At 72.6% G+C, this 16135-nt stretch carries 11 protein-coding genes; 5 read left to right on the top strand and 6 right to left on the bottom strand.

Translation table 11 applies throughout. From position 1 onward, the window contains the following. Window positions 1-95: 95 nt before the first annotated feature. A complete protein-coding gene (locus tag ACP4IX_RS18285) occupies window positions 96-3449 on the bottom strand; it encodes a S41 family peptidase (protein ID WP_426556106.1) in 3354 nt (1117 codons plus the stop codon). 165 nt (window positions 3450-3614) lie between these two features. Here ACP4IX_RS18285 and ACP4IX_RS18280 point away from each other — a divergent pair, with 165 nt between their 5' ends. Both ACP4IX_RS18280 and ACP4IX_RS18275 read left to right on the top strand, forming a co-directional pair. Further along, window positions 3615-4232 (top strand): TetR/AcrR family transcriptional regulator, encoded by a 618-nt coding sequence (locus ACP4IX_RS18280; protein ID WP_426521170.1) that lies wholly within the window; start codon window positions 3615-3617, stop codon window positions 4230-4232. Between the two features lie 122 nt (window positions 4233-4354). Then, window positions 4355-6568, top strand: a complete 2214-nt coding sequence (locus ACP4IX_RS18275) for an MMPL family transporter (RefSeq protein ID WP_426521172.1) — start codon at window positions 4355-4357, stop codon at window positions 6566-6568. A gap of 100 nt (window positions 6569-6668) precedes the next feature. On the opposite strand, the gene ACP4IX_RS18270 is transcribed toward ACP4IX_RS18275, so the two are convergent. Together ACP4IX_RS18270 and ACP4IX_RS18265 are read right to left on the bottom strand one after the other, a co-directional pair. Beyond that, entirely contained in the window at window positions 6669-6944 is a 276-nt protein-coding gene (locus ACP4IX_RS18270) for a DUF1876 domain-containing protein (protein WP_426521174.1), read from the bottom strand. A gap of 346 nt (window positions 6945-7290) precedes the next feature. After that, on the bottom strand, window positions 7291-8478 hold the full coding sequence (locus ACP4IX_RS18265; protein WP_426556121.1) for a serine hydrolase domain-containing protein: 1188 nt from the start codon (window positions 8476-8478) through the stop codon (window positions 7291-7293). A gap of 227 nt (window positions 8479-8705) precedes the next feature. Here ACP4IX_RS18265 and ACP4IX_RS18260 point away from each other — a divergent pair, with 227 nt between their 5' ends. Further along, the gene (locus ACP4IX_RS18260) at window positions 8706-9083 is read left to right on the top strand and encodes an SsgA family sporulation/cell division regulator (RefSeq protein ID WP_426521176.1); all 378 of its coding nucleotides are present in this window, start codon (window positions 8706-8708) and stop codon (window positions 9081-9083) included. Window positions 9084-9113: 30 nt separating this feature from the next. Here the strand turns inward: ACP4IX_RS18260 and ACP4IX_RS18255 are convergent, their stop codons facing one another. Together ACP4IX_RS18255 and ACP4IX_RS18250 are read right to left on the bottom strand one after the other, a co-directional pair. Continuing rightward, window positions 9114-10784 carry a penicillin-binding transpeptidase domain-containing protein gene (locus ACP4IX_RS18255; RefSeq protein ID WP_426556105.1) on the bottom strand — a complete coding sequence of 557 codons (1671 nt, stop codon included), beginning with the start codon at window positions 10782-10784 and terminating at the stop codon, window positions 9114-9116. A 126-nt stretch (window positions 10785-10910) separates the two neighbouring features. Beyond that, on the bottom strand, window positions 10911-12524 hold the full coding sequence (locus ACP4IX_RS18250) for a penicillin-binding transpeptidase domain-containing protein (protein ID WP_426521180.1): 1614 nt from the start codon (window positions 12522-12524) through the stop codon (window positions 10911-10913). Window positions 12525-12972: 448 nt separating this feature from the next. Between ACP4IX_RS18250 and ACP4IX_RS18245 the strand changes: the two genes are divergently transcribed. Further along, a complete protein-coding gene (locus ACP4IX_RS18245) occupies window positions 12973-13314 on the top strand; it encodes a hypothetical protein (protein ID WP_426521182.1) in 342 nt (113 codons plus the stop codon). Between the two features lie 6 nt (window positions 13315-13320). Here the strand turns inward: ACP4IX_RS18245 and ACP4IX_RS18240 are convergent, their stop codons facing one another. After that, window positions 13321-15066, bottom strand: a complete 1746-nt coding sequence (locus tag ACP4IX_RS18240; protein ID WP_426556104.1) for a dolichyl-phosphate-mannose--protein mannosyltransferase — start codon at window positions 15064-15066, stop codon at window positions 13321-13323. A gap of 138 nt (window positions 15067-15204) precedes the next feature. On the opposite strand from ACP4IX_RS18240, the gene rsmI reads away from it, so the two are divergent. After that, complete coding sequence (rsmI, locus tag ACP4IX_RS18235) at window positions 15205-16053, top strand: 16S rRNA (cytidine(1402)-2'-O)-methyltransferase (RefSeq protein ID WP_426556103.1); 849 nt, start codon at window positions 15205-15207, stop codon at window positions 16051-16053. Window positions 16054-16135: the final 82 nt, after the last annotated feature.

The following is a 16135-nucleotide window of genomic DNA, read 5'->3' as shown; positions in this document are numbered from 1 at the left end:
GCCACCGCTGAGCCGAAGGGGCGCCCTCCGTTCGTCACGGGGGGCGCCCTTCCGCGTGCCCGGGGCGGTGGATCCTCGCGCCCGGGGGCAGATGCTCATGCCCGGGGCGGCAGCGGTGGACGCGAGCGGTCCGGTACGTCGTCGTAACCGGGCGGCGTGGCGGGCGGGTTGGTCTCCAGGAGTCGCAACGCCAGCCGGACCGCCTCGTCCAGCACCGGATAGCGGCCCTCGGCCCAGTCCAGCGGGGTGCGCAACGCCTCGACGTCGGGGGCGACGCCGTGGTTCTCCACGGACCAGCCGTACGCGTCGAACCAGGCCGCGTTCATCGGCACCGTGATCACCGTGCCGTCGCCGAGGCGGTGCCGGCCGGTCATGCCGACCACGCCGCCCCAGGTGCGCTGCCCGACCACCGGGCCGAGCCGCAGCAGCTTGAACGCGGCCGTGATCATGTCGCCGTCGGAGGACGTCGCCTCGTCCGCGACCGCCACGACGGGCCCGCGCGGGGCGTTGGAGGTGTAGGACACCGGCTGCGCGTCGCGTGTCAGGTCCCAGCCCAGGATGGTGCGGGTCAGTTTCTCGATGACCAGCTCGCTGATGTGCCCGCCCGCGTTGCCGCGCACGTCCACGATGAGCGCGGGCATGGACACCTCCATGCGCAGGTCCCGGTTGAACTGCGCCCAGCCGGAGCCGCCCATGTCGGGAATGTGCAGGTAACCGCACCTTCCGTCGCTCAACTCCCGTACCACCGCGCGGCGTTTGGCCACCCAGTCCTGGTAGCGCAGCGGCCGTTCGTCGACGAGGGGCACGACGGCGACCCGGCGGGCCGGTCCTGTGCCGCCCTCGCCCGGTGTGAAGGTCAGCTCCACCGTCGTACCGCCCGCGCCCGCCAGCAGCGGGTACGGACCGGTCACCGGATGCACCGGGCGTCCGTCGACATGGGTCAGCACGGCCCCCTCGCGGATGCCCGTGCCGGCCAGCGGCGAGCGGGCCCTGGAGTCGGAGGAGTCGCCGGGCAGGATGCGCTTGACCACCCAGTGGCCGTCCCGGCACGCGAAGTTGGCGCCGAGCAGCCCCTGCCAGCGCTGGTAGTGCGCCGGGCCCTCGTTGCGCCGGGCGGCGACGACGTAGGCGTGCGAGGTGCCCAGTTCGCCGAGCACCTCGCGGAGCAGATCGGCGAACTCGTCCGGGGAGGCGACCCGTTCGAGCAGTGGCCGGTACTGGTCCAGCACCGCGTCCCAGTCGATGCCGCACATGCCGGGGTCCCAGAAGTGGGCGCGGATCAGCCGGCCCGCCTCTTCGTACGCCTGGCGCCACTCGGCGGCCGGGTCGACCTCGTGCAGGATGCGGCGCAGGTCGATCCAGGTGGTCGAGTCGCCGTCGCCCGCCTCGGTGGCCGGTACGGCGCGCAGGTCGCCCTCGTCGAGCAGGACCAGGCGGGTGCCGTCGCCGCTGACCCGGAACCAGTCCAGGTGGTCCACGAGTTCGGACTTCTTCGCCTTGGCCAGGTCGAAGTGCTCCAGGGTGGGCCGCTCGCTCGGGTCCGCCGGGTTGGCGAAGGTCTCCCCGAGCGCGCCGGAGATCGGCCAGCGCAACCAGACCAGGCCGCCGCCCGCGACCGGGCACAGCGCCGAGTACTTCGACGCGGTGACCGGGAACGGGGTCACCCGGGACTCCAGCCCCTCGACCTCGACGGTCACCGTGCCGCCCTCGCCGGACTCGTCCTCCAGCGGGTCCAGGCCCCCGGCGGCGGGGCGGCCCTCCGGGTTCAGCGCGAAGGGGGAGGGGGTCGCGGAGGACAGCGGCACCAGGTACGGGCGGCAGCCCAGCGGGAAGGACAGGTCCCCGGTGTGCACGTCGTACACCGGGTCGAAGCCGCGCCAGGACAGGAAGGCGAGGTAGCGGCCGTCCCGCGTGAAGACCGGGTTCTCGTCCTCGAAGCGTCCGTCGGTGACGTCGACGACGAGCGGCCCCTCCTGCCCGTTCTTCCCGTCGATGCGGGCCATCTTGATCTGCCGCAGCGAGCGCCCGATGCCCGGGTGCGACCAGGTGAGCCAGGCCCCGTCCGGGGAGAAGGCGAGGTCGCTCACCGGACCGTTGACGGACCGGATCAGCTCGGTGGCACCACCGCCGGAGCCGCCACCGCCGGAGCCGTCACCGGCGTCGTCGGCGGGGGGCTCGGCGTCCGCTCCCTCCACCGCCTCGGCGGCATCCGTCTCCTGGGAGACGTCGAGCAGCAGCAGCCGGCCGTCGTGCGAGGCGATGGCGAGCCGCTCGCCCGCCGGGTCCGACACCAGCTCCAGGACCCGGCCCAGCCTCCCGCAGTCCGGCCGCCGGGGCGCGCGGCCCCCGGTCGCCCGCGGCAGGTGGGCGATCTCGACCGTGTCCTCCCCCTCCGCGTCCGTCACGTAGGCGATCCGCCCGCCGGCCCCGAGCATCGCCGGCAGCCGCACCCGTACCCCCGGCGTGTCGGCGAGGGTGCGGGCCGGGCCGTCGCGGTGGGTGAGCCAGTACAGGCTGCCGCGTACGACGACGGCGCTCGCCCGGCCCGTCTCGTCGACGGAGACGCCGCCCACGTGCTGGGCGGCGGGCACCTGGTACGTACGCCGTCCCGCGCGCGGGCCGCTCAGCCTGACGTCGAGCCGGCGCGGCCCGGAGCCCGGCGACAGGTCGTCCACGATCCACAGGTCGCCCGCGCACTGGTACACCACGCGGGTGCCGTCGCTCGCCGCGTGCCGGGCGTAGAAGGCGTCGTGGTCGGTGTGACGGCGCAGGTCCGAGCCGTCGGGGGCGCAGGAGTAGAGGTTGCCGACGCCCTCGTGGTCGGAGAGGAACGCGATCCGGCCGCCGACGAACACGGGGGAGTGCAGATGCCCCCCGAGGTCGGGCAGGAGCCGCTGCCCGTGCAGCCAGAGCCGGCCCGTGGCGCCGCCCCGGTAGCGCTTCCAGGAGGCCGGTTCGTGCGGCGGGGTGCCGGTGAGGAGGAGGGTCCTGCGTTCCCCGTCGAGGTCGGCGGCCTGGATGTCGGTGACCGGGCCCCAGGGCAGCTTGCGGCCGGGGTCGCCGTCGGGGGTGATCTTGTAGGCCCAGGTGAGGTGGGAGAAGGGCTCGCCGTGCGAGGCGACGGCGAGGACGGCGGTGGTGCCGTCGGGGTCGGGAGGCGACCAGCCGCACACCCGGGTGTCCATGCCGCCCCAGTGGGTGAGCTGCCGTCCGGGGCCGCCGTCCACCGGCACGAGGTGGACCTCCGGCACCAGGCTGCGCCAGCTGGTGTACGCGATGTGGCGGCCGTCGGGCGAGAAGCGCGGGTGGCCGGTCTTGGTGCGGTCGACGGTGAGCCGCCAGGCGCGGCCGGGGCCGTCGAGGTCGGCGAGCCAGAGGTCGTCCTCGGCCACGAAGCACAGGTGGTCGCCGCTGAGGTGCGGAAGGCGCAGATAACTCACCTGCCCCATGCTTTGCCGGGGGCCGGGCCCCGGCAACTCGGCCCACACTTATGAGTAACCGACAACCGTGACCCAGACCACGAACGAAACCGTTTCGTTTCGCTAGGGCGTCGGGTACATTCATCGTGTACGAAACGGTGTCGTTCAGAGGAGCGGACGAGAGGAGCGAGCGAGATGACCGAGGTCACCACCGCGCGCCGCAGTCGGATCACTCCCGAGCGCGAGGCCGAGCTGTACGAGGCCGTGCTCGACCTCCTCCGGGAAGTCGGCTACGACGCCCTCACCATGGACGCCGTGGCGGCCCGCACCCGGTCCAGCAAGGCGACGCTCTACCGTCAGTGGGGCGGCAAGCCGGAGCTGGTCGTCAAGGCCATCCGGCACAACAAACCCGGGAAGATCGGCGAGATCGACACCGGCTCCCTCCGTGGCGACCTGCACGCCCTGATGGCCCGCGAGGACGACTGCACCATGGAACAGAGCTCCGCGCTGATGCGGGGCGTGGCCATGGCGCTCCACCAGAACCCCGACCTGCGTCAGGCGTTCCGGGAACAGCTCGTCGGACCGGAGATGGCGGAGTTCCAGCGCCTGCTGCAACGCGCCGTCGACCGGGGTGAGATCAGAGCGGACTGTCCGGCGCTGGACTTCCTCGTGCACATGCTGGTCGGCGGTTTCGCCACCCGCACGCTGCTCGACGACCAGCCGCCGACCCGGGCCTTCCTCACCTCCTACATCGACGCCGTGATCCTCCCCGCACTCGGCGTCCCCGCCCCCGCCCCCGCCCCCACCACCTGACACGTCCCCCTCAGGACCCCCACCTGAGCCCCACCTGAGCCCCACCTGACGTCACCGCTCACGTCGTCGGGCTGATCACACCCGCCCTGAAGATCCCACGACCTGACCGGGAGTACGCCCTCGTGGCCACGTTCCTCTACAAACTCGGCCGGCTCTCCTTCCGCCGACGGCACTTCGTCGCCCTGATATGGGTGGCGCTGCTGACGCTCGCGGGCGTCGGCGCCGCCAGCGCCCCGACCGCCGGCACCACCTCCTTCTCCATCCCCGGCACCGAGGCCCAGAAGGCCTTCGACCTGCTGGAGGAGCGCTTCCCCGGCACCAGCGCCGACGGGGCGACCGCGCGCGTCGTCTTCAAGGCGCCGTCCGGCGAGAAGATGACGGACGCCGGGAACAAGGCGACCGTCGAGAAGACCGTCTCCGAACTGGGCAACGGCTCCGAGGTCGCCTCGGTCGCCGACCCGTACACGGGCAACGCCGTCAGCGAGGACGGCACGATCGCCTACGCGTCCGTGAAGTACGACGTCTCCGGCATGGAGCTGGAAGACACCACCAAGGACGCCCTGGAGGACGCCGCCCAGCAGGCGCGCGACGCCGGGCTGACCGTCGAGATCGGCGGCGACGCGCTGCAGGCCGTCCCGCACACCGGTACCACGGAGATCATCGGCATCGCGGTCGCCGCCGTCGTCCTCGTCATCACCTTCGGCTCGCTGGTCGCGGCCGGCCTGCCCCTCCTCACGGCCCTGATCGGCGTCGGCATCGGCGTCGCCTCGATCACGGCCCTGGCCAGCGCACTCGAACTGGGCTCCACCACCTCCATCCTGGCGATGATGATCGGCCTCGCGGTCGGCATCGACTACGCCCTGTTCATCGTCTCCCGCTACCGCGCCGAACTCGCCGAGGGACGTGAGCGCGAGGAAGCCGCGGGCCGCGCGGTCGGCACGGCCGGCTCGGCGGTCGTCTTCGCCGGACTCACCGTCGTCATCGCCCTGGTCGGCCTCGCGGTCGTCAACATCCCGATGCTGACCAAGATGGGCGTCGCGGCGGCCGGCACCGTCGCCATCGCGGTGGTGATCGCCCTGACGATGGTCCCCGCGCTGCTCGGTTACGCCGGCCGCAGGGTCAAGCCGGCCGGCGCCAAGAAGGCGAAGAAGGGCGGGCAGACCGAGGCCAAGCCGGCCAAGGACAACCTGGGCACCCGCTGGGCGCGCTTCGTCGTCCGCCGTCCGCTGGCCGTCCTCCTCCTGGGCGTCGTCGGCCTCGGTGCGGCGGCGGTCCCGGCGGCCTCCCTGGAACTGGGCCTGCCCGACGACGGCTCCCAGCCGACGTCGACGACCCAGCGCCGGGCGTACGACCTCCTGTCGGAGGGCTTCGGGCCGGGCTTCAACGGCCCGCTGATGGTCGTCGTCGACGCGAAGGGCAGCGACGCCCCCCAGCAGGTGTTCACCGACGTCTCCGACGAGATCGAGGGCCTCGACGACGTCATGGCGGTCACCCCGCCCGCCCCCAACAAGGGCGGCGACACCGCGACGATCACCGTGGTCCCGGACTCCAAGCCGTCCTCCGTGCAGACCGAGGACCTGGTGCACGCCATCCGCGACGCGGGCGCCGGCATCAAGGCGGACACCGGCGCGGAGACCCTGGTGACCGGCTCGACCGCGATGAACATCGACGTCAGCGAGAAGCTGAACGACGCGCTGCTGCCGTACCTGGTCCTGGTCGTCGGCCTGGCCTTCCTCCTCCTGATCGTGGTCTTCCGCTCGATCCTGGTCCCGCTGAAGGCCGCACTCGGCTTCCTGCTCTCCGTCCTGGCGGCCCTCGGCGCGGTCGTCGCGGTCTTCCAGTGGGGCTGGCTGTCCGGCCTGATGGGCGTCGAGGAGACCGGCCCGGTCATGTCGATGATGCCGATCTTCATGGTCGGCGTGGTCTTCGGCCTGGCCATGGACTACGAGGTCTTCCTGGTCACCCGCATGCGGGAGGCCTACGTCCACGGCGAGACGCCCCACGAGGCGGTCGTCACCGGCTTCAAGCACGGCGCGCGGGTCGTCACGGCCGCGGCGGTCATCATGATGGCGGTCTTCGCGGGCTTCATCGGCTCCAGCGAGTCGATGGTCAAGATGATCGGCTTCGGCCTGGCGATCGCCGTCTTCTTCGACGCGTTCGTCGTCCGCATGGCCATCGTCCCGGCGGTCCTCGCCCTGCTCGGCAAGAAGGCCTGGTGGCTGCCGAAGTGGCTGGACCGCGCGCTGCCCAACGTGGACGTCGAGGGCGAGGGCCTGCGCACGGCCGGGGACGGCAAGGGCGGCCCCGACGAGGACAGGGAGCTGGCGCGCACCTGACGCACCGCCTCTGACAGGACGACAGACCAGCCGGTGAGGGCTCCGTGGGGACGGGGCTGCCCTCACCGGCTTCCTGTCGGGCCCGGGGCCGCGCGGCGGCTCATACGTGGATCGGGTGGGAGACCCTCCCCGACGCCGCGTCGATGTCGTCGTGCGCCTTGGTGAGCAGCTGCATCGCGAGCTCGTTCAACGCCCGCGCCCCCGCCACCTCCTCGCCGACCCTCGGCTGGTTGGCGTCGACGCGGTGACGGGTGGCGTGGCCGTGCGCGCGGACCTCGCTGCCGTCGGGGAGCCGCACCATCGCGACCGCCCGTGTGTGCTGGTCGTCCTCCATGAACTCCAGCTCGACATGCCATCCCACTGCGGTGTGCATCATGACGATCACCTCCGGAAGACCTCTTTCCAGGGTGCGCCTCGCAGCCGTCGTACGCACCATCCCGGGCGCGAGTCCCCGATCCTGGTCGGCGCGGCGACCGGGCCCGTTCTTCCCGAGGAGCGGTCCGGCGCGCAGGGCGGCGATCGGCGCGGGTCCGCGGGTTCCGGAGGCGTCGTCGGCCGTCGTCGTGGACGGCACCGCAACGGCACGTGTACCCGGCGGGCGACCGGGCTGCGGTGTCCCCGTACGAGGTCCGGGGCCGGCGGCCCGCCGGGAGCACGCACCGGACGCCGCGAAGCCGCCCACCGGGCGACGACGCGCACGGTCGGACGGGTCCGGCCCCGTCCTAGCCCGCGTCGAGTGACGCCCGTACCGCCCGTACCAGCGCCTGCGCCCGCGGGTCCGCCGTCACGGTCCTGCGGAAGCCGTTGGTGACATAGCCGAAGGCGACACCCGACTCCGGGTCGGCGAAGCCGAGGGCGCCGCCGCGGCCCGGGTGGCCGAAGGAACCCGGGGACAGGAACGGGGACGCGCTGCCGTGCAGCATGTAGCCGAGGCCGAAGCGGGTGCCCACGACGAGGACCCGGTCCGGGCCGGCCGACTCCTCGGCGCGGGCCCGTTCCCTCGTGTCCGGGTCGAACAGGCGTACCCGCCGTGTCGCGCCGTCGACCTCGCCGATCAGCGCCGCGTAGAAGCGGGCCAGCCCGTCGGCGGTCGCGATGCCGTTGGTCGCCGGGAGGGCCGCCGCCCGGTACGCCGGGTCGTTCTGGTCGGGGAACGGCGTGATCGCGGCGAAGGCGCGGCGGGTGAGCGAGCCGGGGTCGGCGTAGGCGTCGGTGACCGCGCGCTTGGGACGCAGGCGGGGGCCGTTCCCCGACGGCTCGGGGTCCTCGACGCGCCCGACCCGTCCGGCCCGGCCCGCCGCCTCCTGGGCGGCCGGCAGCCCCAGCCACAGGTCGAGACCGAGCGGCCGGGCGATCTCGTCCGCGATCCACTCACCGGTGCCGCGGCCGCCCGTCGCCCTGCGGACCAGTTCGTCGAGCAGCCAGCCGTACGTCAGCGCGTGGTAGCCGTGGTCCGTGCCCGGTTCCCAGACGGGTGCCTGCGCGGCGACGGCCTCCGGGCCCCGCAACGGGTCGAGGGCCTGCTCCGGGGTGAGCGGCCGGTCCAGGACCGGCAGCCCGGCCCGGTGGCCGAGCACGTGCCGGACCAGTACCCGCTCCTTGCCGTGCGCCTTGAACCGCGGCCAGTACGCGCCCACCGGCGCGTCCAGGTCCAGCTCCCCGCGCTGGTGCAGCAGCAGCGGTACGGCGGCGGCGACGCCCTTGGTCGCCGAGCGCACGACCTGGGCGGTGCCCCGCCGCCACGGTGCGGTGCCGTCGATGTCCCTGGTGCCGCCCCACAGGTCGACGACCTTGCGCCCGTCCCGGTAGACGGCGACCGCCGCGCCCCGGTCCCCGAGCACCGTGAAGTTCCGTGCGAACGCGTCCCTGACCGGCTCGAAACCCTCGGCCACCGTGCCGTGCACATCCACGCTCGCGTCCACGTCCGCGCCCACTTCCCACGTCCCTTCCGACCGCCTGCGACAGTCGGTGCAACCACCACCGGCCGCCCGCGATTCCACGGGCGCGGCGGAGGCGAACTCACATGTGACGTACGGCCCGAAGGGCGTGACCCGGCAAATATGGGACATTGGAGTAGGTGGCGTACGGGGTGGGCGCACAGCTTTCGCAGACGTGGCGAGCGTAAGGGGCCGATCCGATGTCCGTAGTCGAACAGTACGCACGAGCCCACATCCTGACGGACGCGGACCTCCCGGACGAGGACGGCGGCGGTGCCATACCCGTCGTGCTGCGCTACGACCCGGACCGCGACCCGCGGTCCGTCTGCGTCGGGCTGCCCGCGCGGGGCGGCGGTCCCGGCTTCCGCGAGTGGGCCTTCTCCCGGGCACTGCTGGAACAGGGGCTGCGCGCGCCCGCCGGGACCGGCGAGGTGCGGGTGTGGCCGTGCGGGCGGGTGCAGGTCGTCGTCGAGTTCCACACCCCGCAGGGCTGCTCGGTGGTCCAGTTCGAAACGAAGGCGCTCATCCGGTTCCTGCGCCGGACCTACACGGCGGTGGCACAGCCGGTGGCCCACTGAGCCGCCGGCCGCACGTCCTCGCGCTGCCGGTCAGCCGGCGTCCTTCAGCAGCGCCGCAACGATCGGTCCCGCCGTGTCGCCGCCGTGGCCGCCCTGCTGGACGACGCCCGCCGCCGCCAGGTCGCCCCGGTACGCGGTGAACCAGCCGTTGGGCTGCTCCTGGCCGTCGACCTCCGCCGAGCCGGTCTTCGCCCCGGTGTCACCGCTCACGCCGGCCATCGCCTCCGCCGCGGTGCCGTACGCCGCCGTGTAGGACATCAGCTCGCGCAGCTGCGCCAGCGTGGCCGCGGACATCGTGCGGGAGGCGGTGGCGAACGCGCGGCCGTCGACCGACCGGGCGACCAGGTAGGGCTGGTGGAAGCGGCCCGACTTCACGGTCGCCGACACGGACGCCATGTTCAGCGGGTTCATCCGCACCCCGCCCTGGCCGATGAGGGAGGCGGCCATCGGGGCCGCGCTCTGCACCGGCACCGAGCCGTCGAAGGTGGGCACGCCGACGGACCAGTTGTTCATCGACAGGCCGAACACCTCCTTCGCCTGCCTGGTCAGGTCGTCGTTCTCCAGCTCCGGGGCCTGGCTGATGAAGGCCGTGTTGCAGGAGCGGGCGAAGCTCGCCTTGAACGTGCCGTTCCTGATCTCGAACTCGTCGTCGTTCTGGAACTTCCAGCCGCCGTAGCTGAAGTACTTCGGGCAGGGGTGCTGCTCGTCCATCGACGCCAGGTTCTTCTCGATCAGCATCGAGGCGGTGATGACCTTCATGGTGGAGCCGGGGGCCAGCGAGCCCTGGAAGGCGGTGTTGAAGCCGTGGCCGCCGTTGGCGACCGCGAGGATCTCACCGGTGGAGGCGCGCAGCAGGACCACCGACGCCCGTGCCTTGCCGGCCACCTGCCTCTCGGCGGCGGCCTGGAGGGCGGGGTCCAGGGTCGTCCGCACGGTGCCGGGTGTGCCCTCGCTCAGCTTTAGCAGCGTCTTGTCCGAGGCCTTGGCCGCCTTCGACGCCTTCCCCCGGACGGCGCGCAGCTCGATGCCGGGGGTGCCGCCGGCCTTCTTGCCGTACTTCTCGCGCAGGCCGTCCAGCACGGTACCGAGCGACGGGTACTTCGCGGCGGTGATCTCCGCGCCGTCCCGGTCCAGCGCCTTGACCGGCGGGGCGCCGGCCTCCCCGGTGACCAGCGTGTCGCCGTCCCTCAGCTCCGGATGGACGACGGAGGCGTGCCAGTCGACGCGCGGCTCGCCGTCCGGGGCCCGGCGTACGACGGTCAGCGCGCTGTCGTACGCCAGCGGCTCGGCCGTCTTCCCGTGGGCGACGGTGGCCTTCACGGAGAACGGGACCTTCTGGCCGGCCGGGGTGCCCGCGGTGAGCGTGACGTCCTTCGCGCGGGCGTCCTCGGTGTAGCCGGTGAGCAGCGCCGCCGCGGCCTCGGCGTCGTCGGTCGCGGCGGCCGCCCCGGCGACGTCGCCCTGCTGCCAGGCGGTGAGGAACCGCTGGGCCGCCGAGGTGACCTCGGCCGCCGTGAGGGGGCCCGACTTCACCTTCTCCCCGGCCGCCGCGGACGTCGTCCGCGCGGTGTCCTCGGCACCCGCGCCGCCGTACACCGCGTAGGCACCGAATCCGGCGCCGGCCACGACCACGGCGGCCACACTGCCGACCACGGCGGGTTTCGTCCTCCGCCGCTCGCCGGCGGCCCTTCTGCTGCCCACTGCGTCCCCGTTCCTCCGCGCGCTGCCCGTCGGGGACGGGGCCGGCGGTGCCCTCGTTGCTTTTGCTTCATGCTTTCAACGACGGCGACCACATTAGGGTCTTCCGCCCGGCCAGTCCGACCGGATTCAGCCTCCCGCGCGCAGTACGTCCGCCACGATCGGGCCCGCCGCGTCGCCGCCGTGGCCGCCCTTCTCGACCATGGCAGCCGCCGCGACGTCGTCCCGGAAGCCGGTGAACCAGCTGTCGGACGTGGCCTCCCCGTCGACCTCGGCCGATCCGGTCTTGGCGCCGATGTCGCCGCCGAGCCCGGACATGGCCTCCTGGGCGGTGCCCTGGGTGGCGGTGAGCCGCATCATCTGCTTGAGCTGCGTGGCGGTGCTCTGCGGCAGGCCCTTGGCGGTGGCGAGCTCGCGGTCGTCCAGGCCGGGCGAGACCAGGTAGGGCTGGTGGAACTCGCCGGTGATGGCGGTCGCCGTCACGGACGCCATGTTGAGCGGGTTCATCTGGACCTGGCCCTGACCGATGGCGTTCGCCGCGCGGTCCGGGCCGCTCACGGCGGGGACCTTGCCGTCGAAGGAGACGATGCCGGTCTTCCAGTCGTCGCGGCCCAGCCCGAAGCGCTCCTCGGCCTCCGCCGTCAGCGAGGCGTCCGTGACCTCGTCGATGAGCTTGATGAAGCCCGTGTTGCAGGACCGCATGAAGGTGTTGGCGAGGGTGGCGCCCTCGTTGGCCGGCATGCCGGTGAGGTTCTTGAAGATCTGGCTCTTCCAGACCGCCGTGTCGGGGCAGGGCGCCGGGCCGTTCATCGAGGTCACGCCGTTGTCGATGAGCATCGCCGCGGTGATGATCTTCATGGTGGAGCCGGGGGCGACCCGTCCCTGGAAGGCGGCGTTGAAGCCGTCCGCGCGGTTGTTCGCCACGGCCAGCACCTCGCCGGTGCTCGGCTTGACGGCCACCACGGACGACTCGCCGTACCGCTTCACCGCCTTCTCGGCCGCCGCCTGCACGCTCGCGCTGAGCGTCGTCTCCAGCTTGCCGGGCTTGCCCTCGGTCAGGGTCAGCAGCGGGGTGTCCGGCCCGCCGCCGTTCCCGTGCCGGACCACCAGCTCCACGCCGGGGGTGCCGCCCGCCTGAGCGCCGTACTTCTCCCGGAGCGTGGCGAGGACCGGGCCGAGCGAGGGGTACTTCTCCTTGGTCAGCACGGCGCCGTCGCGGCCAACCGCCTGGATCTGCGGGGTCGCCGACTCCTCGGTGACCAGGGTGTCGCCGTCCTTCAGGTCCGGGTGGACGACGGAGGGCTGCCAGTCGACCAGCGCGCGTCCGCTGGTCTCGCCGCGCACCACCGTCAGCTCGCTCTTGTACGTCAGCGGTTTGGTCGTGCCCTGGTGGGACACCTTCGCCTGCACGGTGAACGGCACGGCGGTGCCGGTCGTCGTGCCGGGCGTGATCTCGACGCCGGTGATGTGCGCTTCCTCGCCGTAGGCCGCCAGCAGCGTCCCGGCGACCGCGGAGTTGTTCGTGTGGGACGCCGCCGCCTTCGCGTCGCCCTTCTCCCAGGCCGTGAAGAACTTCTCCGCCGTCTCCTGGACCTCGTCGCCGCTCGGCGGCCCGCTCTTGGCCGACCCGGACCCCGAGCCGCCGTCCAGTGCCGACACCACGTTGTAGGTGCCGTACCCGGCTCCGCCCACCATCACGGCGAACACGCCGCCTATGACGGCGGTCTTCACCCCCTTGCGCATCGCGCCTTCCCCTCCCGTGGGTGCCTCTGTGACGCTTTCCGACGCTTTCCGAACGTGTTCAGAAAACGTGGTCGCCTCAGAAACTGTATGCGGGACACGGGGCGGGAGGTGCGGGGGTGACGCAATCGTTAGCGTGGCGAACGGTGCACGGTGAACGGCGAACGGCCAACAGCGCACGGCAACGGCAACGGCGAACGGCAGAGGCGGACGCCACCGAGCCGTACCGGCGTCCGTGCCGGCCTCCGTCCCACCGGGGCGCCCACCTCGCCGGGCGGGGCGGCGGCGCGGCGCTGAGCACGGCGATTGCCGCTTTCCCTGCTTCCGGGCGGAGCCCGGTCACTTCCGGCGACGGCCAGTCGTCCGGGGGAGCCTCACGGCATGCGCTGCCCGAATACGCGTGCTATGACTGGTGATGAGACTGCACGGCACAAAGGTGCGGAGGGCGAAAATGGCAGACGCGGCTTTCGCCAAGCTTTTGTTCCTGGAGGCGCAAAGAGTCCAGGACCCGGACGGTGCGGACGAGATCGTCATCAGTAGAGGTGACGGCGGTGTATTCGAGAAAATAAGGCTGCGCAAAGGTGATGTGTTCGAGTTCGACGAGCGGTTCGTACCGTTCGTCGGCCAAGCGCCGATCGACATTCTTCTGCACGAAGTGAACGAGGCGACCGGTCGGGCCGTCTTCGTCGGAGGGGCGAAGATCATTCCCTCCGAGGTGGGCCTCGGAGAACGGAAGCAGGCAATCGGCGCACTGTCCCTGTCTCTGTACGAGCTGACATACAAAGTCCTGTAGGCCCAGCTAGACCCACGTATCGAGCCACATCCGCGACCGCCAGTCCTCCATCGGGATTGCCGTCCCCGTGTACAGCGGCCAGAAGTAGATGAAGTTCCAGGCGATCAGCAGCACCAGGACGCCCGCGCCCGTCGCCCCCGCGACCCGCCGGGCGTCGCCGCAGCCCGGCCGGCCCACGATCGCCCCCAGCAGCATCGCCACCGCCAGGCACAGGAACGGCAGGAAGACGACGGCGTAGAAGAGGAAGATCGTGCGCTCCTGGTAGAAGAACCAGGGCAGGTAGCCCGCCACGACGCCGCAGGCGATGGCGCCCGCGCGCCAGTCGCGGCGGAAGGCCCAGCGCCACAGCACGTACAGCAGGGCGAAGACGCCCACCCACCACAGCAGCGGCGTGCCGAGCGCCAGCACCTCGCGGGCGCACTTCCCGCCCGCGTCGGCCGGGCAGCCGTCCGAACCGGCCGTCGGCGACTCGTAGAAGTAGGAGACCGGACGGCCCAGAACGATCCAGCTCCACGGATTCGACTGGTAGGTGTGCGGCGAGGTGAGGTGGGTGTGGAACTCGAGGACCTGCGACTCGTAGTGCCACAGGCTGCGCCACCAGTCCGGGAGGAGCCAGGACCAGGCGCTGTCCTTGCCGTCGTTCGCCGCCCAGTCGCGGTAGTAGCCGCCGGTTCCGTCGGCGGGAGAGAGGATCCAGCCCAGCCAGGACAGGACGTACGTGACGAGCGCGACCGGCACCGTCGACAGGAACGCCCAGCCCAGGTCGTACCGCAGCACCGCCAGCCGCGGCCGGTGGGCGCCCGCGACCCGGCGGGTGCCCACGTCCCACAGCACCGCCATCACGCAGAAGGCCGCCATGATGTACAGGCCGTTCCACTTGGTGGCCGCGGCCAGACCCAGCATCAGCCCCGCCGCCAGCCGCCACGGACGCCACCCGAACCGGAACGTCTCGGCGAGGTGCGCGTCCGGCCGGACCCGGCCGTCGGCGTCCACCGGCAGCGCGGCGGCGAGTCTGCGGCGGGCCCAGTCGCGGTCGGCGACCAGGCAGCCGAAGGCCGCCAGCACGAAGAACATCAGCACGCTGTCCAGCAGCGCGGTGCGGCTCATCACGAAGTGCAGCCCGTCCACCGCCATCAGCGCGCCCGCCAGGCACCCCAGGAACGTGGAGCGGAACAGCCGGCGCCCGATCCGGCACAGCAGCAGCACCGACAGCGTGCCGAGCAGCGCCGTCATGAACCGCCAGCCGAACGGATCGAACCCGAACAGCAGCTCGCCCAGCCCGATCACGTACTTGCCGACCGGCGGATGCACGACGTACGCCGCGTCCGTCGGGACCGTGACGTCGCCGCCCGAGTTCAGGATCAGGTCGTTGGCGTTCTTCTCCCAGTTGACCTCGAAACCGCGGTGGATCAGCGCCCAGGCGTCCTTGGCGTAGTACGTCTCGTCGAATATCACCGCCTTCGGGCTGCCCAGGTTCCAGAACCGCAGCACGCCCGCCAGCAGCGCCACCAGCAGCGGTCCGCCCCAGGCCGACCAGCGCACGATCCGGTCGGCGAGCGGCTTCGACAGGCCGAGGAAGACCCACATGCGCGGACCGGGCCGGGTGTACGGCGGCACCAGCCGGTCGCGGACGTCGTCGGCCGCGGGCGGTGCCGTGTAGCCGAAGCGGCGCAGCCGCTGCTGCCAGGCGGGCCGCCGGTCGGGCGGGGCCTGGTCCTGCCGGGTGTCCGTGGAGGACGCGGTACTGGTCACCGCGCCATCGTAGGGAACCGCGCTGTGCACGTCCCGCGCATGCCCCGGACCGGTCGGACGCGTCCCTGTTCGTCCGCCGCCGGGAGGGCGTCCGTCCGCGCTGGGAGGATGTCCGTCCGCTCCTGGGAGGATGGGGGTGTGACTGGAACCCTTGTACTGGCTGGCACCCCCATCGGCGACGTCCGGGACGCCCCGCCGCGGCTCGCCGAGGAACTGGCCGGCGCGGACGTCGTCGCGGCCGAGGACACCCGGCGGCTGCGCCGGCTCACCCAGGCGCTCGGCGTCACGCCCCGGGGGCGTGTCGTGTCGTACTTCGAGGGCAACGAGTCCGCCCGCACACCCGAGCTCGTCGAGGAGCTGGTGGGCGGCGCACGGGTGCTGCTGGTGACCGACGCCGGGATGCCGTCGGTGTCCGACCCCGGCTACCGGCTGGTCGCCGCCGCCGTCGAGCGGGACGTCCGGGTCACCGCCGTGCCCGGCCCGTCCGCCGTGCTCACCGCGCTCGCCCTGTCCGGGCTGCCGGTCGACCGGTTCTGCTTCGAGGGCTTCCTGCCGCGCAAGGCCGGCGAGCGGCTCTCACGGCTGCGCGAGGTCGCCGGCGAGCGCCGGACCCTCGTCTACTTCGAGGCCCCGCACCGCCTCGACGACACCCTCGCCGCCATGGCCGAGGTCTTCGGCACCGACCGGCGGGCCGCCGTCTGCCGGGAACTGACCAAGACGTACGAGGAGGTCAGGCGCGGCCCCCTGCGGGAACTCGCCGAGTGGGCCGCCGAGGGCGTGCGCGGGGAGATCACCGTCGTCGTCGAGGGGGCGCCGGTCACGGGGCCCGAGGAGGTCGGCGCCGAGGAACTGGTGCGCAGGGTGCGGGTGCGCGAGGAGGCCGGGGAGCGGCGCAAGGAGGCGATCGCCGCGGTGGCCGCGCAGGTGGGCGTGCCCAAGCGGGAGGTGTTCGACGCGGTGGTGGCGGCGAAGAACGCGGGGGCCTGACGGCCGGGGCTCATCGGAACCGACCGGGGTCTGACCGGGGTCTGACCGGGGTGTGACCGGGATCTGACCGGGGCTTGGTCGG

The organism is Streptomyces sp. WG5 (assembly GCF_049974565.1).
Taxonomy (GTDB): domain Bacteria; phylum Actinomycetota; class Actinomycetes; order Streptomycetales; family Streptomycetaceae; genus Streptomyces.
Note: the sequence above shows the minus strand (reverse complement) of the source record. Positions and strands in the feature narration are given on the sequence as shown.